Annotated in this window: 15 protein-coding genes; 10 read left to right on the top strand and 5 right to left on the bottom strand. The window is 44.6% G+C overall.

Annotated elements, in window-relative coordinates:
• Positions 1-5: 5 nt before the first annotated feature.
• A complete protein-coding gene (locus tag BLS64_RS07375) occupies positions 6-692 on the bottom strand; it encodes a type 1 glutamine amidotransferase domain-containing protein (RefSeq protein WP_093112848.1) in 687 nt (228 codons plus the stop codon).
• 186 nt (positions 693-878) lie between these two features.
• Between BLS64_RS07375 and BLS64_RS07370 the strand changes: the two genes are divergently transcribed.
• From BLS64_RS07370 to cysM, 3 genes are all read left to right on the top strand, one after another.
• Positions 879-3,131 (top strand): FUSC family membrane protein, encoded by a 2,253-nt coding sequence (locus tag BLS64_RS07370; protein WP_093112847.1) that lies wholly within the window; start codon positions 879-881, stop codon positions 3,129-3,131.
• Positions 3,132-3,488: 357 nt separating this feature from the next.
• Complete coding sequence (gene epsC, locus BLS64_RS07365) at positions 3,489-4,280, top strand: serine O-acetyltransferase EpsC (protein WP_093112846.1); 792 nt, start codon at positions 3,489-3,491, stop codon at positions 4,278-4,280.
• The gene (gene cysM, locus BLS64_RS07360) at positions 4,277-5,164 is read left to right on the top strand and encodes a cysteine synthase CysM (protein ID WP_093112845.1); all 888 of its coding nucleotides are present in this window, start codon (positions 4,277-4,279) and stop codon (positions 5,162-5,164) included. The genes epsC and cysM overlap by 4 nt, the downstream gene beginning before the upstream one ends.
• Positions 5,165-5,221: 57 nt before the next feature.
• Here cysM and BLS64_RS07355 read toward each other — a convergent pair whose 3' ends face one another.
• Positions 5,222-5,767: a hypothetical protein gene (locus tag BLS64_RS07355; protein ID WP_143019281.1), complete on the bottom strand. Its 546-nt coding sequence runs from the start codon at positions 5,765-5,767 to the stop codon at positions 5,222-5,224.
• A 71-nt stretch (positions 5,768-5,838) separates the two neighbouring features.
• Complete coding sequence (locus tag BLS64_RS07350) at positions 5,839-6,585, bottom strand: Crp/Fnr family transcriptional regulator (protein WP_093112843.1); 747 nt, start codon at positions 6,583-6,585, stop codon at positions 5,839-5,841.
• A 210-nt stretch (positions 6,586-6,795) separates the two neighbouring features.
• Here BLS64_RS07350 and BLS64_RS07345 point away from each other — a divergent pair, with 210 nt between their 5' ends.
• Entirely contained in the window at positions 6,796-8,313 is a 1,518-nt protein-coding gene (locus BLS64_RS07345) for a DEAD/DEAH box helicase (protein ID WP_093112842.1), read from the top strand.
• 53 nt (positions 8,314-8,366) lie between these two features.
• Here BLS64_RS07345 and BLS64_RS07340 read toward each other — a convergent pair whose 3' ends face one another.
• Complete coding sequence (locus BLS64_RS07340; protein WP_093112841.1) at positions 8,367-10,688, bottom strand: transglycosylase domain-containing protein; 2,322 nt, start codon at positions 10,686-10,688, stop codon at positions 8,367-8,369.
• Positions 10,689-10,865: 177 nt separating this feature from the next.
• Here BLS64_RS07340 and BLS64_RS07335 point away from each other — a divergent pair, with 177 nt between their 5' ends.
• From BLS64_RS07335 to BLS64_RS07325, 3 genes are all read left to right on the top strand, one after another.
• Positions 10,866-11,717, top strand: a complete 852-nt coding sequence (locus tag BLS64_RS07335) for an SdiA-regulated domain-containing protein (protein WP_093112840.1) — start codon at positions 10,866-10,868, stop codon at positions 11,715-11,717.
• Between the two features lie 6 nt (positions 11,718-11,723).
• Positions 11,724-12,434, top strand: coding sequence for a TVP38/TMEM64 family protein (locus tag BLS64_RS07330; RefSeq protein WP_093112839.1), 711 nt, complete (start codon positions 11,724-11,726; stop codon positions 12,432-12,434).
• A gap of 180 nt (positions 12,435-12,614) precedes the next feature.
• Positions 12,615-13,019, top strand: a complete 405-nt coding sequence (locus BLS64_RS07325) for a hypothetical protein (protein WP_093112838.1) — start codon at positions 12,615-12,617, stop codon at positions 13,017-13,019.
• Between the two features lie 67 nt (positions 13,020-13,086).
• On the opposite strand, the gene BLS64_RS07320 is transcribed toward BLS64_RS07325, so the two are convergent.
• Positions 13,087-14,364, bottom strand: a complete 1,278-nt coding sequence (locus tag BLS64_RS07320) for a dipeptidase (protein WP_093112972.1) — start codon at positions 14,362-14,364, stop codon at positions 13,087-13,089.
• 249 nt (positions 14,365-14,613) lie between these two features.
• Between BLS64_RS07320 and BLS64_RS07315 the strand changes: the two genes are divergently transcribed.
• From BLS64_RS07315 to BLS64_RS07305, 3 genes are all read left to right on the top strand, one after another.
• Positions 14,614-15,828, top strand: coding sequence for a hypothetical protein (locus BLS64_RS07315; protein WP_093112837.1), 1,215 nt, complete (start codon positions 14,614-14,616; stop codon positions 15,826-15,828).
• A gap of 374 nt (positions 15,829-16,202) precedes the next feature.
• The gene (locus BLS64_RS07310; protein ID WP_093112836.1) at positions 16,203-17,021 is read left to right on the top strand and encodes a universal stress protein; all 819 of its coding nucleotides are present in this window, start codon (positions 16,203-16,205) and stop codon (positions 17,019-17,021) included.
• Positions 17,018-18,679 carry a cation:proton antiporter gene (locus tag BLS64_RS07305; protein WP_093112835.1) on the top strand — a complete coding sequence of 554 codons (1,662 nt, stop codon included), beginning with the start codon at positions 17,018-17,020 and terminating at the stop codon, positions 18,677-18,679. Before BLS64_RS07310 ends, BLS64_RS07305 begins: the two co-directional genes overlap by 4 nt.
• Positions 18,680-18,767 lie beyond the last annotated feature (88 nt).

Here is an 18,767-nt window from a genome sequence, read left to right as displayed (position 1 = left end):
CGCGATCAGACTGCTTTCTTTTGCAACATTTTTAATAGTTCCCTTGCCGCTTTTTCTGAAGATGCCGGATTTTGCCCTGTGACCAATCTGCCGTCAACCATCACATAAGAACTCCAGTCTTCTCCCTTGCTGAAGTTGGCACCCAACTGGTTCATTTTATCTTCAATGCTGAAAGGAACCACATCTGTAAGCTGCACGGCTTCTTCCTCTGTATTGGCAAAGCCGGTCACATTTTTCCCTCTCACAAGAGGTTTCTTGTGATCCTCAACGTTCGCGAGGGCGGCAGGCCCGTGGCAAACAAAAGCCATGGGCTTCATCTGTTCATTAAAAGCCTCTATCAGGGCAATTGACTTAAGGTCGTTGGAAAGATCCCACAGCGGCCCGTGGCCTCCGGGATAAAAAACGCCATCAAAATCTTCGGCTTTTACGTCTTCCAGTTTTTTGGTCATCGAAAGCTTTTTCTTAAGCTCCTCATCCTTGTCAAATCTCTTGGTCGCTTCTGTTTGGGCATCTTCCGTAGTGCTGGAAGGGTCTATGGGAGGTTGTCCGCCTTTTGGAGAGGCGAGGGTGATCTCTGCCCCGGCATCTGCCAGTACATAATAGGGTGCGGCGAATTCCTCTACCCAAAACCCCGTTTTTTTTTCTGTATCTCCCAGTTTGTCGTGTGAGGTAAGCACCATCAATATCTTCATAGCTTTATAATTTTTGGTTTTCCTTCCGCAGAACAAAGACCTGCAGAAAGGTTGATCTTATAGTTGTTATCTTTAAAATTACGACCTACAGCGGCCTTCACCAAAGCAGGCGTACTAATAAAAGGTTAAAAATCTAAGCGGGTAAGAGGAGCATCTATAACAGAAAGCTTCGTAGATTTGTTGGTAATGAAACTCAACCTGCTTTCCCACCTGAGATCTTTCCTGGAGCTGCTAAAAACAGCCGAGTTTTCCAAAGGCATCAGCTTTGCAGTGGCAGCCATACTCCCATTGCTTATCGCCAACCAATTTGGCGCCATGCAAGTAGGGATCCCAATGGCGATAGGGGTGCTATTGTCTTCTCCCAGTGATGTTCCGGGTAGTTTAAGGCGAAGGATGATAGGAGTGGGGTTTTCGGCAGTCATGGCCTTTGTGGGAACCTTACTGGCAGGTTATGCTGCCATGAACGCTGTCTTTTTTGTGCCGGTTCTTGCTGTGCTCATGTTCAGTTTTTCCATGCTTTCGGTTTACGGCTTCAGAGCCTCGCTCATCTCGTTTTCGGGCCTGTTTGCCGTTGTGCTGAGCCTGGCAAAAGTGCCTTCGGAAAGTTCTGTGCTTACCCACAGCCTCCTTGTGGGTGCAGGTGGCCTTTGGTATTTGATCTTTACGGTAACCCTGCATTACCTGACTCGCCGGAAGGAGACCGAAACCATGATGGCTGAAGGATTTGAACTTACTGCCCAGTACCTGGACATTAGGAACCGGTTATTACGCGCTACTCCCGCCCAACGGGAGGAGTTGAAAAAAGAACTGGCAGAAGTACAGAGTAGCATCAACGAAAAACATGAGATCATCAGGGAGATCCTCATTTCCCGCCGAAAGAATTCCGGAAGATCTGGGGTGGTGCAAAAGAAACTGCTCATTTTCATGGAGATGGTTGATATCCTGGAGCTGGCCATGGCCAATCCGGTGAACTATAACCGTATGGAGCAACTGTTCAGCAAAAGACAGGAACAGCTGGAGGTGATAAGGCTGTGGAGTGAAATGATGGCCCGGCAGGTGGAAAAGATCGGAGAGGTGTGGTCCAGGAACCGGAAATATCAGCCCAACCCCGAACTTGAGGCTCAACGTGAAAAAGTGTGGCAGGCCTTCGAAGATTTTGAAAGAGAAGCCGATCTGCCCGGCGAGCGCGAGGCGCTCCTGGTGTATCGAAATCTGCTGGTGTTCAAAGACCGGCAGTACCAGAAGATCTTATCCATTGAACGGTTTTTAAGAGAAAAGGAAGGCAAGCAGTACTTTTCCGGCAGGACAAAAGAGGCAGAAAAATTCCTCACTTCACAGGAGTATGATCTCAAAACCCTGACCGACAATCTTGATCTTAAATCTCCCATTTTCCGGCATTCGCTGCGGCTTACGGTCATCCTCGTAGCCGGATTTTTCCTGGGCAGGATCTTTCATTTCCAAAACGCATACTGGATCCTGCTTACCACGCTGGTGATCATGAGGCCGGGGTATGCGCTTACCCGCGACAGGTTCAAGCAAAGGCTTTATGGCACTTTAATAGGAGGTGCCATAGCAGTGACCATAGTGCTGCTGGTCCAAAATACGATCGTCTATGGCATTCTGGCGGTGATCACCCTGGTGCTGGCGTTTTCGATGATCCAGCGTAACTACAAGACAGCTGCAGCCTTCATCACCCTTAACGTGATCTTTGTCTACACCCTTATTAGGCCCAATGCCTTTGAGGTCATTCAATTCCGGGTTTTGGATACCATCATTGGCGCAGCCCTTGCTTTTTTAGGGAACAAATTCTTATGGCCCACCTGGGAATACACCGGCATCAGGAATTACATTTCGAAAAGTATCACCGCCAACATGCTTTATCTGCAAGAGATCGAAGAGTTCTACTCCAAAAAGGGGAAATTGCCGGCCGCTTATAAACTGGCGCGCAAAGAAGCTTTTCTGGCCATGGGTGACCTTAGCGCAGCCTTTCAGCGGATGGCCCAGGAACCTAAAACAGGTGAAACAGACATGGAGCAGGTGTTTCAGGTGGTCTCTCTTAACCAGGAACTGTTGTCTTCTGCGGCTTCCCTGGGGACCTTCATCAAAGCCAATCCAACCACTTCAGTTTCGGGGCACTTTTTGAATTATATGAAAGTCATCAGGTCAAATCTGGAATCTTCAGTAAGCGTTCTCCAGGAAAAAGTTCTGAGAGAAAAACAATTACAAAGTGAGATCGAAAAAGCTGAAACTTATTTCCGCGAAAAATATGGAGAACTGGCAGAGCTTCGGCGGCTGGAAAAAGAGCAGGGAATGACCGGGATCAGCGAGCAGCTAAGGGAGCAGTTCCAGGAGGTGCAAATCATCACCCATCAGCTGCGGTGGCTGTTGGACCTTTCTGAGAACCTGGGGGATCTGCTGGAAAAGAATTTTACCAATTAAAAAGCCACCCTTTTGAGGTGGCCTGAAAACAAACTCGCATGTAAATCTATAACACTAAAAACTATTTCTTTTCGTGTTTTTTTTGTTCAGATTTTTGCTGTTCTCCTCTTCTTGGAGCTGCCTTTTTTTCAGCTTCTTTCCGTGGTTGATTTTGTCTGGATTTTTCTTGCTGTGCCATGACGTTAAGGTTTTTTGATTAATGATATAAATTTACAACACTCTGGTTTTGAGTGATTTATAATTATGATATTTTAACTTTGATTTAGGAGTTCATTGACACGACGTAATTAAGCAGTTGCGTAAGGCACAATTGATAATGCTTTTATTAAATTTGAGAAAAAAGAAGATTCTTCAGCTATGATCGAGGATAAAGTAATTCAGGATATTATTTCTCAAAAAAAACTGCCGCATCTAAAATTACGGATTAAGGAAAGGGCAGAGGCTTTTACAAACAGCCTTTTTTACACCCTTTTCGATGAGGATACCCCGGTAAAGGAAAACATGGAAAAGCTGGCTTTTGATTTCAAGGAGCTGGCCGACCTGGTTTGCTGGGAACCCGAAAAACCCTGTGCAGAGATCTGGGAGGATTACTGCGGATTATTGCCCGGAATTCTGAGAAAACTGCACAAAGATGCCGTGGCCATTGCCGAAAATGATCCCGCGGCCAATTCGGTTGAGGAGGTGTACCTTTCCTACCCCGGATTTTTTGTGATCGCCGTGTACAGGCTGAGCCATGAACTTTACAAGTACAAATTTCCGCTGGTGCCCCGTCTTATGACCGAATGCGCCCATAAAATAACCGGAACAGATATCAACCCCGGCGCAGAAATAGGCGAATCCTTTTTTATTGATCACGCCACGGGTGTGGTGATAGGAGAGACCGCCGTCATAAAGAACAATGTGAAGATCTATCAGGGAGTGACGCTGGGGGCGCTATATGTGGAACGGGAACTACGAAACAAGAAGAGGCATCCTACCATTGAAGATAATGTAACCATCTACGCCAACGCCACAATTTTGGGCGGGGAAACCGTGGTAGGCGCCAACAGCATCATAGGAGGGAACGTATGGCTCACCGCCTCGGTGCCTGAAAATTCCTTTGTCACCCATTCCCCGCAGATCAAGATCAAAAACCGTCAGCAAAAATGAGCAAATCAGTATTAAACCTTATAGGAAATACGCCATTGGTGAAAGCAAAGCACCTGGTCAAAAACCCAAATGTTGAACTGTATTTCAAACTAGAAGGACAGAATCCCGGTGGCAGCGTAAAGGACCGGCCGGCATATAACATGATAAAAATGGCTTTGGAGCGGGGGGAGATCACAAAAGAGACCAAACTCATAGAAGCCACGAGTGGAAACACCGGGATAGCACTGGCGATGATCGCCGGACTTTTTAATCTGGATATCGAACTGGTGATGCCCGAAAATTCCACCGTGGAAAGAGTGCAGACCATGCGTGCGTACGGAGCCAAAGTAACATTGACTTCTGCTGAAGGGGGAATCGAAGGCTCGAGAGACTTTGCAGAAAATAAAATGAAAGAAGGCGGTTATTTTATGCTGAACCAGTTTGGGAATAACGATAACTGGCGCGCTCATTATCACACTACAGGACCGGAGATCTGGAGGGATACCAAACAAAAGATCACGCATTTTGTCTCTTCCATGGGGACTACAGGTACTATAATGGGAACTTCCACCTTTCTGAAGGAGAAAACATCTTCCGTAGAAATAATAGGAGTACAGCCTACAGAGAATTCGCGAATCCCCGGCATCAGGAAATGGCCAAAAGAATACCTGCCGTCTATTTTTGATGCCAAGAAGGTAGACCGCATCCTGGAGGTAAGCGAGCAGGAGGCCAAAGAGATGACCCGCAGGCTTGCAAAGGAAGAGGGCATCTTTGCCGGAATGAGCAGTGGTGGCGCCGCTGCTGCCGCCGTACGTCTTTGTGAAGAACTTAAAGAGGGAGTCGTGGTGAGCATTGTGTGTGACCGTGGCGACCGTTACCTGTCTTCAGATCTTTTTGAACAGTAAAAAAACCGCCCGGGTTGAGAGCCGGTGCGGTTCCTTCATTAAAATAAACACGTGATTTTATAAACCTACCAGGCTTAAGCCTTGAGTATTCCTGTCTATTCTCAGCCTTCTTACCTTATCGCCATCCTGGATCTTGACCTTATAAAATTCTTTGTCTATCATCCATTTCTTGGAGGTAACGACGTGGCTGTTCTTTAATACCCGTGAATTGCGGAACTGTTGCAGTATTTCCAGTTTCACGTCATCGGGAAGGTTCACGTTCTTGAAACGCTGGTAAGTAGACACCATTTCTCCGTCTTTGTCATAATTGGCCTTTACATCTCCTTTCATGCTTTTAAAATAGACTTCATAAGAATCGAAATCAAGTTCCTCGTTCTCACGAATGAACTGGTCAATGCTGAAGTTATCTTCGATAAAAGCCAGTGGGTCTTCCTGGAACTCTCCGTAATAGGATTCCGAAATCTTTAAGGTTACAGAGTTGGTAACAGGGTCAACTTTCATGGAGTAAGGGACGTAATCCACCCTTGTTTCCTCCAATACGATCTGCGAATGCCCGATGGCTGTAAAGCCCATCAAAAGCAAACAAAGAATTAAAGTTTTCATAGCACACACATTTTAGATTAACAATGGTATAAAGTTAGGATTTTGGTCCCCGGGGTCATACTACCTAAGTATCACTTCTCTGTTAAATCGTCAGCTGCTGTGTTAGGTTTTTTTTGTGAGGAAATGTTGGCCCGCTCCAGCAATAGCTGGAGGTTCTTGATCTCTACTTTTTGTCTTCCCAGGGACAGAATGCCGTCATTTTTGAAATCTTGCAGGTGCCTGTTAACCACTGCGCGGGTAGAACCAATAAGATTGGCCAGCTCTTCGTTGGAGAGGTCATTGATCAATTCCAGTTTTTTGGATTCTGAGTTGATGTGGGTGAGGATCAACTTGGCTAGCCGGGTAGAAATATCTATTAAAGTCACATTTGAAGCATATTCTTCCATGGTCTTCAATTGTTGCCCCAGGTAAGGCAACATATTACGGTTGATCTCGGGATTTTCCTGCACCCATTGTCTCATTTTGCCCATGGGCGCGCAGAGCAGACCTACCTTATCCAAAGTTTCGTAGTATACCGGATGTTCTGTTTGCTCTAGAAGACAAAGCACATCAAAAACATCATTTTTTGTGAGTATGAAAAGAGTGAATTCCCTGCCGGTATCCTTATCCACCTTATATACCTTTAATCGGCCGGAGAGGATAAAATAAAAATGGAAAAGCGACTTTTGCCTGTCTACCCTGCAGGTGTGTTTGGTCCAGGTCTCTTCCTCCAGGTCGTTCAGGATATTCTGGAGACGATACTCCGGAAGGCCTTTTAGCAATTTGTTGTTCTGCAACGCCTGAATATATTGCTTACGTTTTTTAATAGTCATCTCCATACTGCATCGGTCAAAATAGACAAACTCTGAATAGGAAACGATTTGGGGCCGGTTACTTGGTTGAGAAAGGTTGATATTAAAGATACACATTTTGCAGAGGAATAGTGAAGTTAAACTTCAGATTATTAGGGCGTAGGTTTTTATCCTGAAATATTTGACTGAACCCTTAAAATCAGCTATTTTTGCAAAATTGGAATTGAAAAAAACAGAATGACGCAGGACACTTTCGGAATTGAAGAAAAAACGGTTGATAAGGAACTTTACGACTATCAGCAGCAGGACATAGACAAAATTTTCAAAATACTTGAAGCCCACCCAGAGCGGTACAATCTTTTGTACCAGCTGCCTACGGGAGGAGGCAAGACGGTGATCTTTTCGCAGATCGTACGCGAGTACATTCAGCGAACCAATAAAAAGGTGCTTATCCTTACCCACAGGATAGAACTGTGCAAGCAAACCTCCAGGATGCTTACCGGTTTTGGTGTCCGCAACAAGATCATCAACAGCAAGATAAAGGAGCTGCCAGACCAGGATGAGTATATGTGCTTTGTGGCCATGGTGGAAACCCTGAACAATCGGCTTAATGATGAAAAAGTGGAGCTGGACAACCTGGGAATGGTCATTATTGATGAAGCGCATTACAACTCCTTTAGAAAGCTCTTCAAGTTCTTTGAAAAGTCTTTCATCCTTGGGGTAACAGCGACGCCGCTGAGCTCTAACATCAAACTTCCTATGAAGGACAATTACCGCGAATTGATCGTGGGAGATTCCATTAGTTCCCTTATCGAAAAAGGTTTTTTGGCAAAGGCCAACACCTACAGTTATGATGTGGGACTGTCTACTTTGAAAGTCGGGATCAACGGGGATTATACGGTAAAGTCTTCGGAAGAACTTTACTCCAATTTTTCCATGCAGGAAAAGCTGCTGGATGCCTATATGGAGAAGTCCCTTGGGAAAAAGACGCTTATTTTCAACAACGGTATCAACACTTCCAAGGAAGTGTATGAGACCTTTAGGAATGCCGGCTTTGATGTGAGGCACCTGGACAATACCACTAGCAAACAGGACAGGAAAGATATCCTGAAGTGGTTCAAGAAGAAACCTGATGCCATTCTTACTTCGGTGAGTATTCTTACCACCGGATTTGACGAGCCTACTGTGGAATCCATTATACTTAACAGGGCAACAAAGTCCCTCACGTTGTATTACCAGATGATAGGGCGTGGCTCCCGTGTGCTACCCGGCAAGAATGAGTTCACCGTGATAGACCTGGGTAATAACGCCGCACGCTTTGGCCTATGGAGCGCGCCGGTTGATTGGAAACAGATCTTCAGGTCACCCGATTACTTCCTGGAGAACCTGGTGAGCGATGAGGAGATCGAGCAGAACTTCAAGTACGAAATGCCTGCAGAGCTACGGAAGAGGTTCGCGAAGTCTGATGATGTTTCCTTTGATGTGGAAGCCGAATATGACGACATCATCTCAAAAGGCCTTAAATCCAAGACCGTTTTGGAGCGTTCCCTTGATCAGCACACCAAGATGTGTGTGGAGAACAGCGAGGATGTCTTTGACGCCCGCCTTTTGGCCAAAGAACTGGCTGAAGACATCGCGTACAGGATAAGACGTTATTCCTACTGCATTAGCAACAGTACAAAGAACTATCGTGACTGGCTTAAGGAAGATTACATGCGCAAGCTGAGGCTGCGCATCAACCAGGCTGAGTTTTAGAACTGAGCAGCTAAAAATTAAAAGGTCCGGAAACAATTTCCGGACCTTCTTTTTTAGTTCTTCTTTTTAAAGAGACCTTTGATCTTGGAGAAGAGGCCTTTTTTCTCTTTTTCCTGCTTATCGTTTTGTCCTGGGGCCACGTTTTTGGAGAAGAGGCGTTCCAGGAAGTTATCCCTTTCCATAGGCTCACAATCCAGCATCATTTGAACGTTGGCTGAAGGGGCTTCAAAACGCGCCTGGGTGATCTCTTTGAACTGCGGATCCTTATTCATTTTTTGCATCATGAGCGCGAAGGCCGGTAAGGCCGAATTCGCTCCCTGCCCCAGGGCAGTGGAAGGGAATTTTATCCGGGGATCATCGGCGCCTGCCCAGGTCACCGATACCAGGTTGGGCGTAATCCCCACGAACCAACCGTCACGGTTGTCCTGTGTGGTTCCGGTCTTTCCGGCTATATCATTGTTGAGGCCGTATTTGTAGCGCAGCCTTTGGGCAGTACCCTCGTTCACCGTGGCCTTCATCATCTCTATCATCACCTGCCTTGTGGTGTTCGAAAATGCGTGGTCTTTTGCCACTTTAGGCTCAAACTTAACCAGAGTGTTACCGTATTTGTCCTTTATCTCTGTAATGTAATAAGGTTGCGTTGGTTTACCGCCGTTGGCGAAACTGGCGTAAGAGCCTGCAAGATCAGCCGCGCTCAATTCGGCCGTACCCAGGGCGATGGACGGGTAGGGAGGAAGGTTAGGCGGAAAGCCCATTTTCTTTGCCTGGTCCAGCACATTATTAAGCCCTACATCAAACAACACTTTTACCGCGATGGTGTTAATGGAATTGGCCAGAGCCACAGCCATGGGATAATTGACGAACGGATCTTCCTCCTCGCCGGAGTTGGTAGGGGTCCAGCCGCCTTCGTAGGTGACTTCCCTTACCGAATAATAGGTACATGGATCTATGCCGGCTTCCACCGCCGCAGTGTAGACCACCGGTTTAAAAGTGGAACCTACCTGCCGTTTGCTCTGGGCTACGTGGTCATATTTAAAATACTTGTGATTGATCCCTCCAACCCAAGATTTGACGGCCCCGGTTGAAGGCTCCAGATTGATCATTCCCATGTTGAGGAACTTCATGTAATGCTGTATGCTGTCGGCAATGCTGGCGTTGACCATCTTTTTCTTTCCCCAGTCAAAAAGTTGCATTTCAACCTTTCTGTGAAGGGAATCCATGATCTTTTCCTGTTTCCAGCCGGCCTTGCTCAGCGACTTGTACTGCTCAGTTTGTTCGAGGGAAGCGGTGATCAGTCTTTCCTTTTTCCAGGGAGCCCACTTTCCGTACGCCTTTTCAAAGTTCTTCTGAAGGGCAGACATGTGCTCGGTCATGGCTTCTTCGGCCAGCAGCTGCATGTCATAGTCAAGCGTGGTGTAGATCTGCAATCCGTCACGGTAAATATTATACTTTTCGCCGTTTTCGTTCTCCAGTGTATCAAGTATGGCTGCTACATCTTTTTTAAGCTGTGACCTGAAATAAGGCGCCACTCCTTCATTGCTGTTGAAATACTGGTATTCAAGAGCCAGGGGCTGCTGTTTATACTGCGCGTATTTTTCCTCGGAAAGATAGTCGTACTTCTTCATTTGTGACAGCACCACATTTCTACGGGCAAGACTTCTTTCGGGAAAAAGCCTCGGGTTGTAATAATGGGAGGCCTTGAGGGTACCCACGAGGGTAGCTCCCTGGGTCAGCGTAAGTTCAGAAGCGGTGGTATTATAGAATTTTCTGGCCGCACTTTCAATTCCCCAGGTATTGTCGCTAAAAGGAACAGTATTGAAATACAGGCCGATTATCTCATCTTTGGAATAGATATCTTCCAGCCTTCCGGCAATGACCGATTCACGCAATTTGTTCACCACGATGCTGAGGTGTCCGTAATCCTTTCTTCCGAAGAGATTTTTGGCCAGCTGCAGAGTAATGGTGCTTCCCCCGCCCGATGACTCATCGCCCATGAGCAGGGTCTTAAAGAAGACCCGCATCAGGCTTCGGCTGTCAATACCCGAGTGTTCGTAAAACCGCACATCTTCGGTAGCCACGAGCGCGTCTATGAGATGCTGTGGCAGCTCCTCGTAAAGCACGGGCTGCCGGTCAAAAATGTAATATTTTCCTATAAGTTTTCCTTCCGAAGAAAAGATCTCTGTGGCCTCATTCTGTTTAAGGTCCTTTAGTTCCTGTTCAGAAGGTATCTTGCCCCACATCCCCCAGTAAATGCTAAGGTAAAAGAGCACTGAAAGGAGGATTCCCGCGGCTGGCAAACCAATAGCCCATTTTTTAAGCGTAGATCTGGGGATATTCTTAAGCTTAAGCAGTTGTAGCTTTATTTTTTCAAACATAATTGTTTAAGTGTCTGTCAAAGTAACGAAGCCTTACACAAAAACGTCTCCAAGTTTAATAAACTTTAAGAATTCATGAAAAAAAGGTCCGCGAGGAGTTGCTAAACCTTTACTAATTTGTGGTAAGAATCTTTTAAAGTCACTCTCTTAAATGGCTTTTTTAGTAACTTGAAGCTCATGGGGATAAACAAGACAGTGACATTGATTACCGTGGGCCTGGTAGCCATTATCAGCCTCATGGTCTTTGCCCTTGAGAGAAAGAGCAGGGGGCAGGCGAGATTGTTCACCGATGGGGTAAAGATCGAAAAGACCTGGGAATTGCCAGATGTTCTGGAAGAGGTTTCCGGTATCGTTTTTTTGGATGCCCAAAGAGTAGCCTGCGTGCAGGATGAAAAAGGGATGGTGTATATCTATGACCTTTCTTCGGAAGAGATCGTAAGGGAGATACATTTTGCGGGAAACGGCGATTACGAAGGCATCGCTGTCGCCAAAAATGTCCTGTACGTGGTGAAGAGCAACGGTAGCATCTATGAAATCACCAATTTTTCCTCTGAAGAACCCAAAGTGACCGAACATTCCACCCGGCTTAGCCGCAACAATGACGTGGAAGGGCTGTTCTTTGACAAGAACAAGAACCGGCTCCTGTTGGTGGTGAAGGAAAAAGATCCGCAGGCGAAGGATTATAAAGGCATCTACGCCTTTGACCTGGCACAGAAAAAGCTGCTGAAGGCTCCCGCTTATAAAATGCGGTTTGAGGGAAGGCCTTTTGGAAGAGCCGACAGAGACGATGTGCAAAATATCTTCAAACCTTCTGAAGTTGCCATGAATTCTGCGGGCGAGATCTTTGTACTGGAAGGGGAAAACCCGCAGCTGCTGGTGCTTGACCCTTCCGGTAAAACCAAAGCCCTTTACCGGCTTGACAAAGACGATTTTCCACAGCCGGAAGGCCTGGCCTTTGATCCTGCCGGAAACCTTTATATTTCAAATGAAGGAAAGCCGGGAACCATTCACAAAGTTAAAATCGATTAAGCCTTTATGCCAGAAACCATAGAGACCACATCAGTAAAGAAAAGCAAAGCCCCTTTATATATTTCGATAGGCATTATTGCCGCGGTGATCCTGAGTTACTTTTTTATTCCGCAGGTACAGGAATTCCTGGACAAAGGCTGGAGCGTGCTTACCAGCGGCGACAAGCAACGGACCCAACAGTGGGTGGCACAGTTCGGCTGGTTTGGTCCGCTTGTGATCATCCTCACCATGATTGTGCAGATGTTCCTTATCGTAATTCCCACGCCCATTCTCATGGTAGTGGCCATAATCGCGTACGGGCCGGTGTGGGGCAGCCTTATTCTGTTCACCGCCATCTTCCTGGCTTCCAGTTTCGGGTATTTCATTGGGCGGTATTTTGGCCCGGTGATCGTGGAGAAGCTTATTGGGCCTAAATCTGAAAAGAAGATCTCTTCCTTTATTGAGGACTATGGGTTCTGGACGGTCATCGTGATACGGCTTAGCCCTTTTCTTTCCAATGATGCCATCAGCTTTGTAGGTGGTGTGCTTAAAATGGGCTACTGGAAATTCATTGGGGCCACCATGATAGGGATTTCCCCGCTCATCATCTTCATCGCCTACCTTGGCGGGGACTATGAACGGCTCAAAACCGGCCTTATCTGGACCTCGGTAGTGAGCCTTATGCTGTTCATCCTTTTTGTGTGGTGGGACAAAAAAAAGCGAAAACACAAACCCTGATCTTTTTTTTAAAAAAAACACGTAAATAAATTCCTAATAATCAGAAGGTTGAAATTTAATTAGCCGTAAATTTAAGGTACGGAATGGCAAACCCCTGTCTCACCTAAGCCTGCTTCGACCCGACGGAGTGATCCGCCTTATCCCCAGTTGTTGATCAATGTAATTTAAAAAATGTGTGCGATGAAAAAGTTAGTAGGAGCGTTAGCAGCATTCTTTCTGTTAACAGGGTGTAATGTGTACCACTCCGGAAATGCGAGTGTCAATGAGGCCGTGGATTCAGATACACGGGTGAAGGTGGTGACCACAGACCATGTGGAGTACGAGTTCAAAAGATTGCTGCGGGAAAACAATCAACTGGTTGGGATCACCGGAAGGAATTCTGACGCAGTGAAACAACTGGCGCATTACCAGCAGGTGCCCAACGGCCATAATATCAAGATAATCCTTCCCGAAAATGATATCAAAGAGGTCCATCTCAAGGACAAGAAAACCTCAACCCTGGTGAATGTGGGAGTTCCCATTGTGGGGGCCGCGGGCATTATCGGACTTACTTCTGACGGTTTCAGAATGAACACGGGAAACTGATCGCTGTAGAAGAGAAAATAAAAAGCCGTGACTGGAGAACAGCCACGGCTTTCTTTTTTTGGGTAGTTTACAGCCTCTCGGCGACGGCCTGTACCTCGTCAAGCACCCGCAGCAGGTTCTCGCCCCAAAGTTTGGAGATCTCCTTTTCTGTATAGCCTCTTTTTACCAGCTCCAGGGTGATGTTGAAGGTTTCTGAAGCATCGCTCCAGCCTTCAATTCCGCCGCCCCCGTCAAAATCTGAGCTGATCCCCACGTGGTCTATCCCTATCTTCTCAACCATGTAATCAATGTGATCCACAAAATCTTTCACATCTACCGGTGGAACTTTTTCCTTTAATTTCTGAACCTTGGGTAGGGCCAGTTTCCGCACTTTTCTGTATTCCTTGTAGTAGGCTTGCCGTTCTTCGGGCTTCATGGCCCGTACTTCGTCTCTTTCCAGGAGCTTGAAGCCTATTTTTTTCCCCACGTCGGCATAGACCTCGTTGGCAGCGGCATTGAAGGCGTTGTGTTTTTCGGTGTTCACGTAAGAGGTGAAGGCCACGGTCTGTACCACACCGCCGTTCTCCTTGATCCACTGCAGCTGCTCGTCGTCAAGATTACGACTGTGGTTGCAAAGGGCGCGGGCAGAGGAGTGGCTGGCGATAAGCGGCGCCTGTGACAGTTCGATCATTTGCCGCATAGCCTCTTTAGACGGATGCGAAACATCGATCATCATTCCCAGGCGGTTCATTTCTTTTACCACTTCTTTACCCAGCGAACTAAGTCCGCCGTGCAGCCATTCGTCGTTCTCTTCTCCCGTATTGGAATCGCAAAGCTGACTGTGGCCATTGTGGGACAGGGACATGTAGCGGGCGCCCAGGTCGTAGAACTTCTTGACGTTACCAATATCGGTCCCAACGGGATACCCGTTCTCGATGCCTATCATAGCCACTTTTTTGCCCTGTGCCACCAGGTCCCGCACCTCCTGTGAGGTAGTGGCCAGGCCTATTTCATCAGGGGCTATTTCTTCGGTAAGCCTGTGAATGGCCTGGAATTTTGACATGGCTGTTTCATGGGCCTTTTTGTAACCTGCGGGTGTGAGCTCGTCCTGCCCGGTATAGACAATGAGCCAGGAAACGTCAACGCCACCCTCTTCCATCTTGGGCAGGTTCACCTGCGTGTCCAGGTTTTGGGTGTAGTTGGTCTCTGCGGTAAAATTGTCCACATTGATGTCGTTGTGCGTATCAATGGTGATCACGTTCTCGTGGATTCTTCTTGCTTTTTCCTCCAGCTGCTCCCCGTTGGACTGGGCCTGTGCCGCGAAGGCGGTGAGGAAAGCAAGCAGGTAAGTGTGCTTAATTTTCATGGTTTTGGGTTTTGAAGGCTCAAAATACTCATTTTTTTGAAATGCGGCTTTTGCTGAAGAAAGCATCCTGTTTATCAACCGTTTGTTGTTGAAAGCTTTTTTAGAAAAGAGATGCGGCAGCAGTAGCATCTTTGTAAATTAGCAGAAGAATAAAAAAATAATCTTCTATCCCTGAGAAGGAGCTGATGATAGAATGAGCTGGGGTTTAGGACGTTGTATGAATTTGCCCGATATTAAAATTAACTACTTATGCTAAAAAAGACCTTCTTCATTTCAGTTTTATCATTAACCTTTTTTTGTTGTTCAAAAAATGACACTACGGAGGAAGAAAATCCAAATATTTGCGAAGAAGGGATGAATTTTTCGCATGAGGTGTTGAAAACAATCAATTCTCTTGAATTAGTCGAAATAATTAAAACTAACGATGGGGGCTACATAGGTCTCCATCATGCTGAAGATTTTATCATTCATAAATTTGATCAAAATTTCAGTATTGTTTGGGAGAAAACTTTTAGTGGTTCAGATATAGATCGAGCACAATCAATTATCCAAACAAATGATAATGGTTTTATAGTTGCAGGATATTCTAGATCAAATGATGGAGATTTCGATCAAAATTACGGTGATTATGACATATGGATTTTAAAATTAAATCCACTTGGAGATTTAGAATGGAAAAAAAATTACGGTGGCAACTCTGCCGATGGACTTAGTGGCAAAAGATCTGTTGTCGAAAATGAAAATGGAAAACTTACTATAACCGGTTATACGAAATCTAAATTCGAAGGTTCGGAATATAAGGGCGGTTACGATGCATTGTTATTCCAAGTAACCTCTGAGGGTGAACTAGTTTTTCGAAAAACTTATGGTGGTACGAAAAACGATTTTGGAAGAGAATTGATCATAAATAATTCAAACTATAACGTTCTGCTAAAGTATGGTTCAAGTGATGGGAGTTTCAATAAAGAAGGAAATTGGATCCTAAATTCTGACGATGAAGGAAAAATTGTGTGGAATACTTTTCTTGGAGGTATAAATTCAGGTTCATTAACTATAGACTCTTCAAACAATATAATCTCTGCTAATACGAATTTTTATGAGCTCTTACTTCATAAAATTAACCTAAATGGAGAAATAATAGATACAAAAACTATTAACAGTTTAGGTTCTACTAAGCAATATTCTATAAATGACATTATTGTGGATCAAGAAGGCAATATTTCAGTTGTAGGAGATTTAGGCTTAGGAAATGATCAAGACGCATTTATAATGAATCTATGCACCTCATTTGAGCAGAAATTTGATAAAACCTTCGGAGGGAATGATTACGATAAAATAAGATCTATATTACCTCTTAGGGATGGTTATTTACTTACTTTCAATACATTTTCAAACAATCTTGAAGGGGTAAACAATAACAATACAATGTCGACTTTCTTTTGGAAAATAATAAAACCAAATTAAGCATTTCTGGAAGGGTTACTATATGATACCCTGCAGTTCCCTTTTTGGCAGGTGCAAGGAAGTTTTCATTCTCGGCCAATATTACTATTCTCTCATATTCAGCAGCCTTCTCAAACCCCTTTGTTATAATAAGAGTACCCACCATAAAAAAGAGGTTTTAAGTGAAACCTAAACCTCAGAAGTTCTCCGGAATAGGTTCAGAAGCAAAGTTTTTAAAATCAGGTTTTTGCTATTTTTTTCCCTGATAAATTAGCCGAAAAAAACGTAAATTTAGAGAGCTTTTATTCAAAAGATGATCCTGCAGAATCTCTCCCCATTCCCCTATTATGATCATCCTGGATTGCATTATTACATCTCATTAAGATCTAAAGGAAATGTACCAAAGGAACAGGATCTTCTTGCTTACCGATTTTTCTGAAAATTCAGAAAATCTTACCGACTTTGCCTTTGAACTTTCTGAGATCATAGGGGGCAAGGTTATTTTTGTGCACCAGGTTCCCGTTATGGCTCCTGCAATGGCCGACCAGGAGATCAGGGAGGTGATCATAAAAGAAAAAGCAGAAGAAGCCCTCTCGAACCTGCGTAAATTATCCAGGGGAAGAGTGTACAGTGAAGAATCCTTTTTTGTTAGTGAAAAACCCATTTTAAACATCCTTAAAGATCTTGAAAATGAATTTTTCTTTGACTGGGTTTTAGCAGGTTTAAAAAGTACAGGAACATTGAAGCGCTTGTTCATTGGCAGCACTACACTTTCCATCGTGGAAGAGTCAGATCATTTAACCGTGGCGGTTCCTGCACGAACCCATATCTCTGTCCCCAAAAAATTAATGGTTGGGGTAAGCCCCAAATATCCACTTAACAAAATTCAATTTGAAATTGTACTTGATTCATTAAAAGATCAGATCAGGGAGTTGGAATTCTTTACGATCCTTAAAGAAGGGGAAGATCAATTACCTGCCAGGGATCTTCTCCTGGGCCTTCAATCAGAATATGAAACTCATAAACCCGAAATTCAGTTATTCAAAGGGGAAGATGCCCTTACTCTTTTAAAAAAACGCATGGAGTTCTCAAAGAATGCCTTTCTGGTGCTCCAGCAAGGATCACGTGCTATCAACGATAAATTGTTCAGGAAATTCATGATTAATGAACTGGTATACCTTGGGCAGATCCCATTAATAGTTTTATCCAAATGAACTGGCTTCACAGTATTTTCGAGAATCCTTTTTATGAAATTGCCATTATACTCGCTCTTGCTGCTTTTTTAGGGGTACTGGGACAAATATTGAAGCAACCTTTGATCGTCATGTTTATTGCTCTGGGTATTTTGGTGGGACCTGCAGTTCTTGATATTGTTTCTTCCCGGGACCAAATCCATTTGCTGGCAGAGATAGGTATCGCACTCCTCCTTTTCATAGTGGGACTTAGACTGGATCTGCGTATAATCAGATCTATGGGGAAAGTTGCCCTTTTAACCGGGCTCGGACAAGTCATTTTTACATCCTTGTTTGGTTACATTATTGGATTACTTCTGGGTTTTCCAGATCTCCACAGTTTTTATATTGCCGTTGCTCTTACTTTTTCAAGCACTATCATCATAGTAAAGCTTCTATCAGACAAAAAAGAGATCGATTCCCTGCATGGGCAAATAGCCATTGGTTTTCTTATTGTCCAGGACATTGTCGTCATTGTCATGATGATTATATTATCCACCCTTCACCATGGTGAAGGAACAAATTTTGTAGAAGAACTTTTTCAAACACTTCTTGCCGGACTTGGCCTGTTGCTGTTTGCCTTTATCTCCATGAAGTGGGTTTTTCCACAGTTGAATAATTTTATAGGCCGGTCTCAAGAACTGCTAACCCTTTTTTCCATTGCCTGGGCAATATGGCTGGCATCGGTAGGAGAATTTATTGGTTTTAGTGGGGAAGTAGGAGCCTTTTTGGCCGGTGTGAGCCTCGCCTCTTCAGAATTTAAAGAAGTAATAAGTGTTAGACTGATTAGCTTAAGAGACTTCCTGCTGTTGTTTTTCTTTGTAAACCTTGGAGCTAATCTTGACCTTTCTGTAATTGGGAGCCAGATATATCCTGCCATGATATTTTCAGTTTTTGTACTAATTGGGAACCCTCTAATAGTTTTGATCATTATGGGATTGATGGGATACCACAGAAGAACCTCTTTTTTAGCGGGATTGACCGTCGCCCAGATTAGTGAGTTCTCACTGATCTTTGCCGGCCTGGGATTCACACTCGGTCATATAACTAATGAAGTAGTTGGGTTGATCACCCTGGTGGGACTTATCACGATTGGACTCTCTACATATATGATTCTCTACTCACATCAACTTTATGAAATGCTTTCCCCTACACTCAACCTGTTTCAGAGAGGTGAAATTGATGCTGAAAAAGAGTATATCTATGATAGGCATATAGATTATGATCTAATCATTATTGGGTTAGGAAGATTCGGGAGGAGGCTGGCTGAAAAGCTTGATGAACAATCAAAGATCAACTACCTTGTGGTAGATTTTGATCCAGGAGTCATCAGTGAATGTAAGGTAGGGAGAAAGGACGTCATGTATGGTGATATGGAAGATCCAGATCTTCTTGAACACATACCCTATTCGGAAAAAACTGTGATAGTCAGTACAGTGGCAAATAATAAACTTTCCTATCAGTTGGTAAAACTACTGCAGAAAAAACCGGTTAAGGGATATTTTGTGACGACCAGCACCTCTACAGATTACAGAGAATTACGCAGTTTCGGAATTAGTGAAGAACATATATTACGTCCCCATCAAATGGCAGCTCAATATTTTTATCATACTTTTTTGGAAGATAAAGATACCTCATGAGGTGAACAGTTAAAACAGGGTCAAATCCTACAGTTGACGTTGAGCCGAATTCAGAGAAATCTCAGATCAGCAATTGAGAAAATTCCAT

The sequence above is a fragment of the Salinimicrobium catena genome, from assembly GCF_900102915.1.
Taxonomy (GTDB): domain Bacteria; phylum Bacteroidota; class Bacteroidia; order Flavobacteriales; family Flavobacteriaceae; genus Salinimicrobium; species Salinimicrobium catena.
The sequence above is the reverse complement of the archived record's forward strand: the minus strand, read 5'-3'. Positions and strand labels throughout refer to the sequence as shown.

Excerpts from the sequence above, each read along its gene's own strand:
- BLS64_RS07375 (WP_093112848.1), bottom strand. The coding sequence starts at position 692 with ATGAAGATATTGATGGTGCTTACCTCACACGACAAACTGGGAGATACA.
- BLS64_RS07370 (WP_093112847.1), top strand. The coding sequence starts at position 879 with ATGAAACTCAACCTGCTTTCCCACCTGAGATCTTTCCTGGAGCTGCTA.
- epsC (WP_093112846.1), top strand. The coding sequence starts at position 3,489 with ATGATCGAGGATAAAGTAATTCAGGATATTATTTCTCAAAAAAAACTG.
- cysM (WP_093112845.1), top strand. The coding sequence starts at position 4,277 with ATGAGCAAATCAGTATTAAACCTTATAGGAAATACGCCATTGGTGAAA.
- BLS64_RS07355 (WP_143019281.1), bottom strand. The coding sequence starts at position 5,767 with ATGAAAACTTTAATTCTTTGTTTGCTTTTGATGGGCTTTACAGCCATC.
- BLS64_RS07350 (WP_093112843.1), bottom strand. The coding sequence starts at position 6,585 with ATGGAGATGACTATTAAAAAACGTAAGCAATATATTCAGGCGTTGCAG.
- BLS64_RS07345 (WP_093112842.1), top strand. The coding sequence starts at position 6,796 with ATGACGCAGGACACTTTCGGAATTGAAGAAAAAACGGTTGATAAGGAA.
- BLS64_RS07340 (WP_093112841.1), bottom strand. The coding sequence starts at position 10,688 with ATGTTTGAAAAAATAAAGCTACAACTGCTTAAGCTTAAGAATATCCCC.
- BLS64_RS07335 (WP_093112840.1), top strand. The coding sequence starts at position 10,866 with ATGGGGATAAACAAGACAGTGACATTGATTACCGTGGGCCTGGTAGCC.
- BLS64_RS07330 (WP_093112839.1), top strand. The coding sequence starts at position 11,724 with ATGCCAGAAACCATAGAGACCACATCAGTAAAGAAAAGCAAAGCCCCT.
- BLS64_RS07325 (WP_093112838.1), top strand. The coding sequence starts at position 12,615 with ATGAAAAAGTTAGTAGGAGCGTTAGCAGCATTCTTTCTGTTAACAGGG.
- BLS64_RS07320 (WP_093112972.1), bottom strand. The coding sequence starts at position 14,364 with ATGAAAATTAAGCACACTTACCTGCTTGCTTTCCTCACCGCCTTCGCG.
- BLS64_RS07315 (WP_093112837.1), top strand. The coding sequence starts at position 14,614 with ATGCTAAAAAAGACCTTCTTCATTTCAGTTTTATCATTAACCTTTTTT.
- BLS64_RS07310 (WP_093112836.1), top strand. The coding sequence starts at position 16,203 with ATGTACCAAAGGAACAGGATCTTCTTGCTTACCGATTTTTCTGAAAAT.
- BLS64_RS07305 (WP_093112835.1), top strand. The coding sequence starts at position 17,018 with ATGAACTGGCTTCACAGTATTTTCGAGAATCCTTTTTATGAAATTGCC.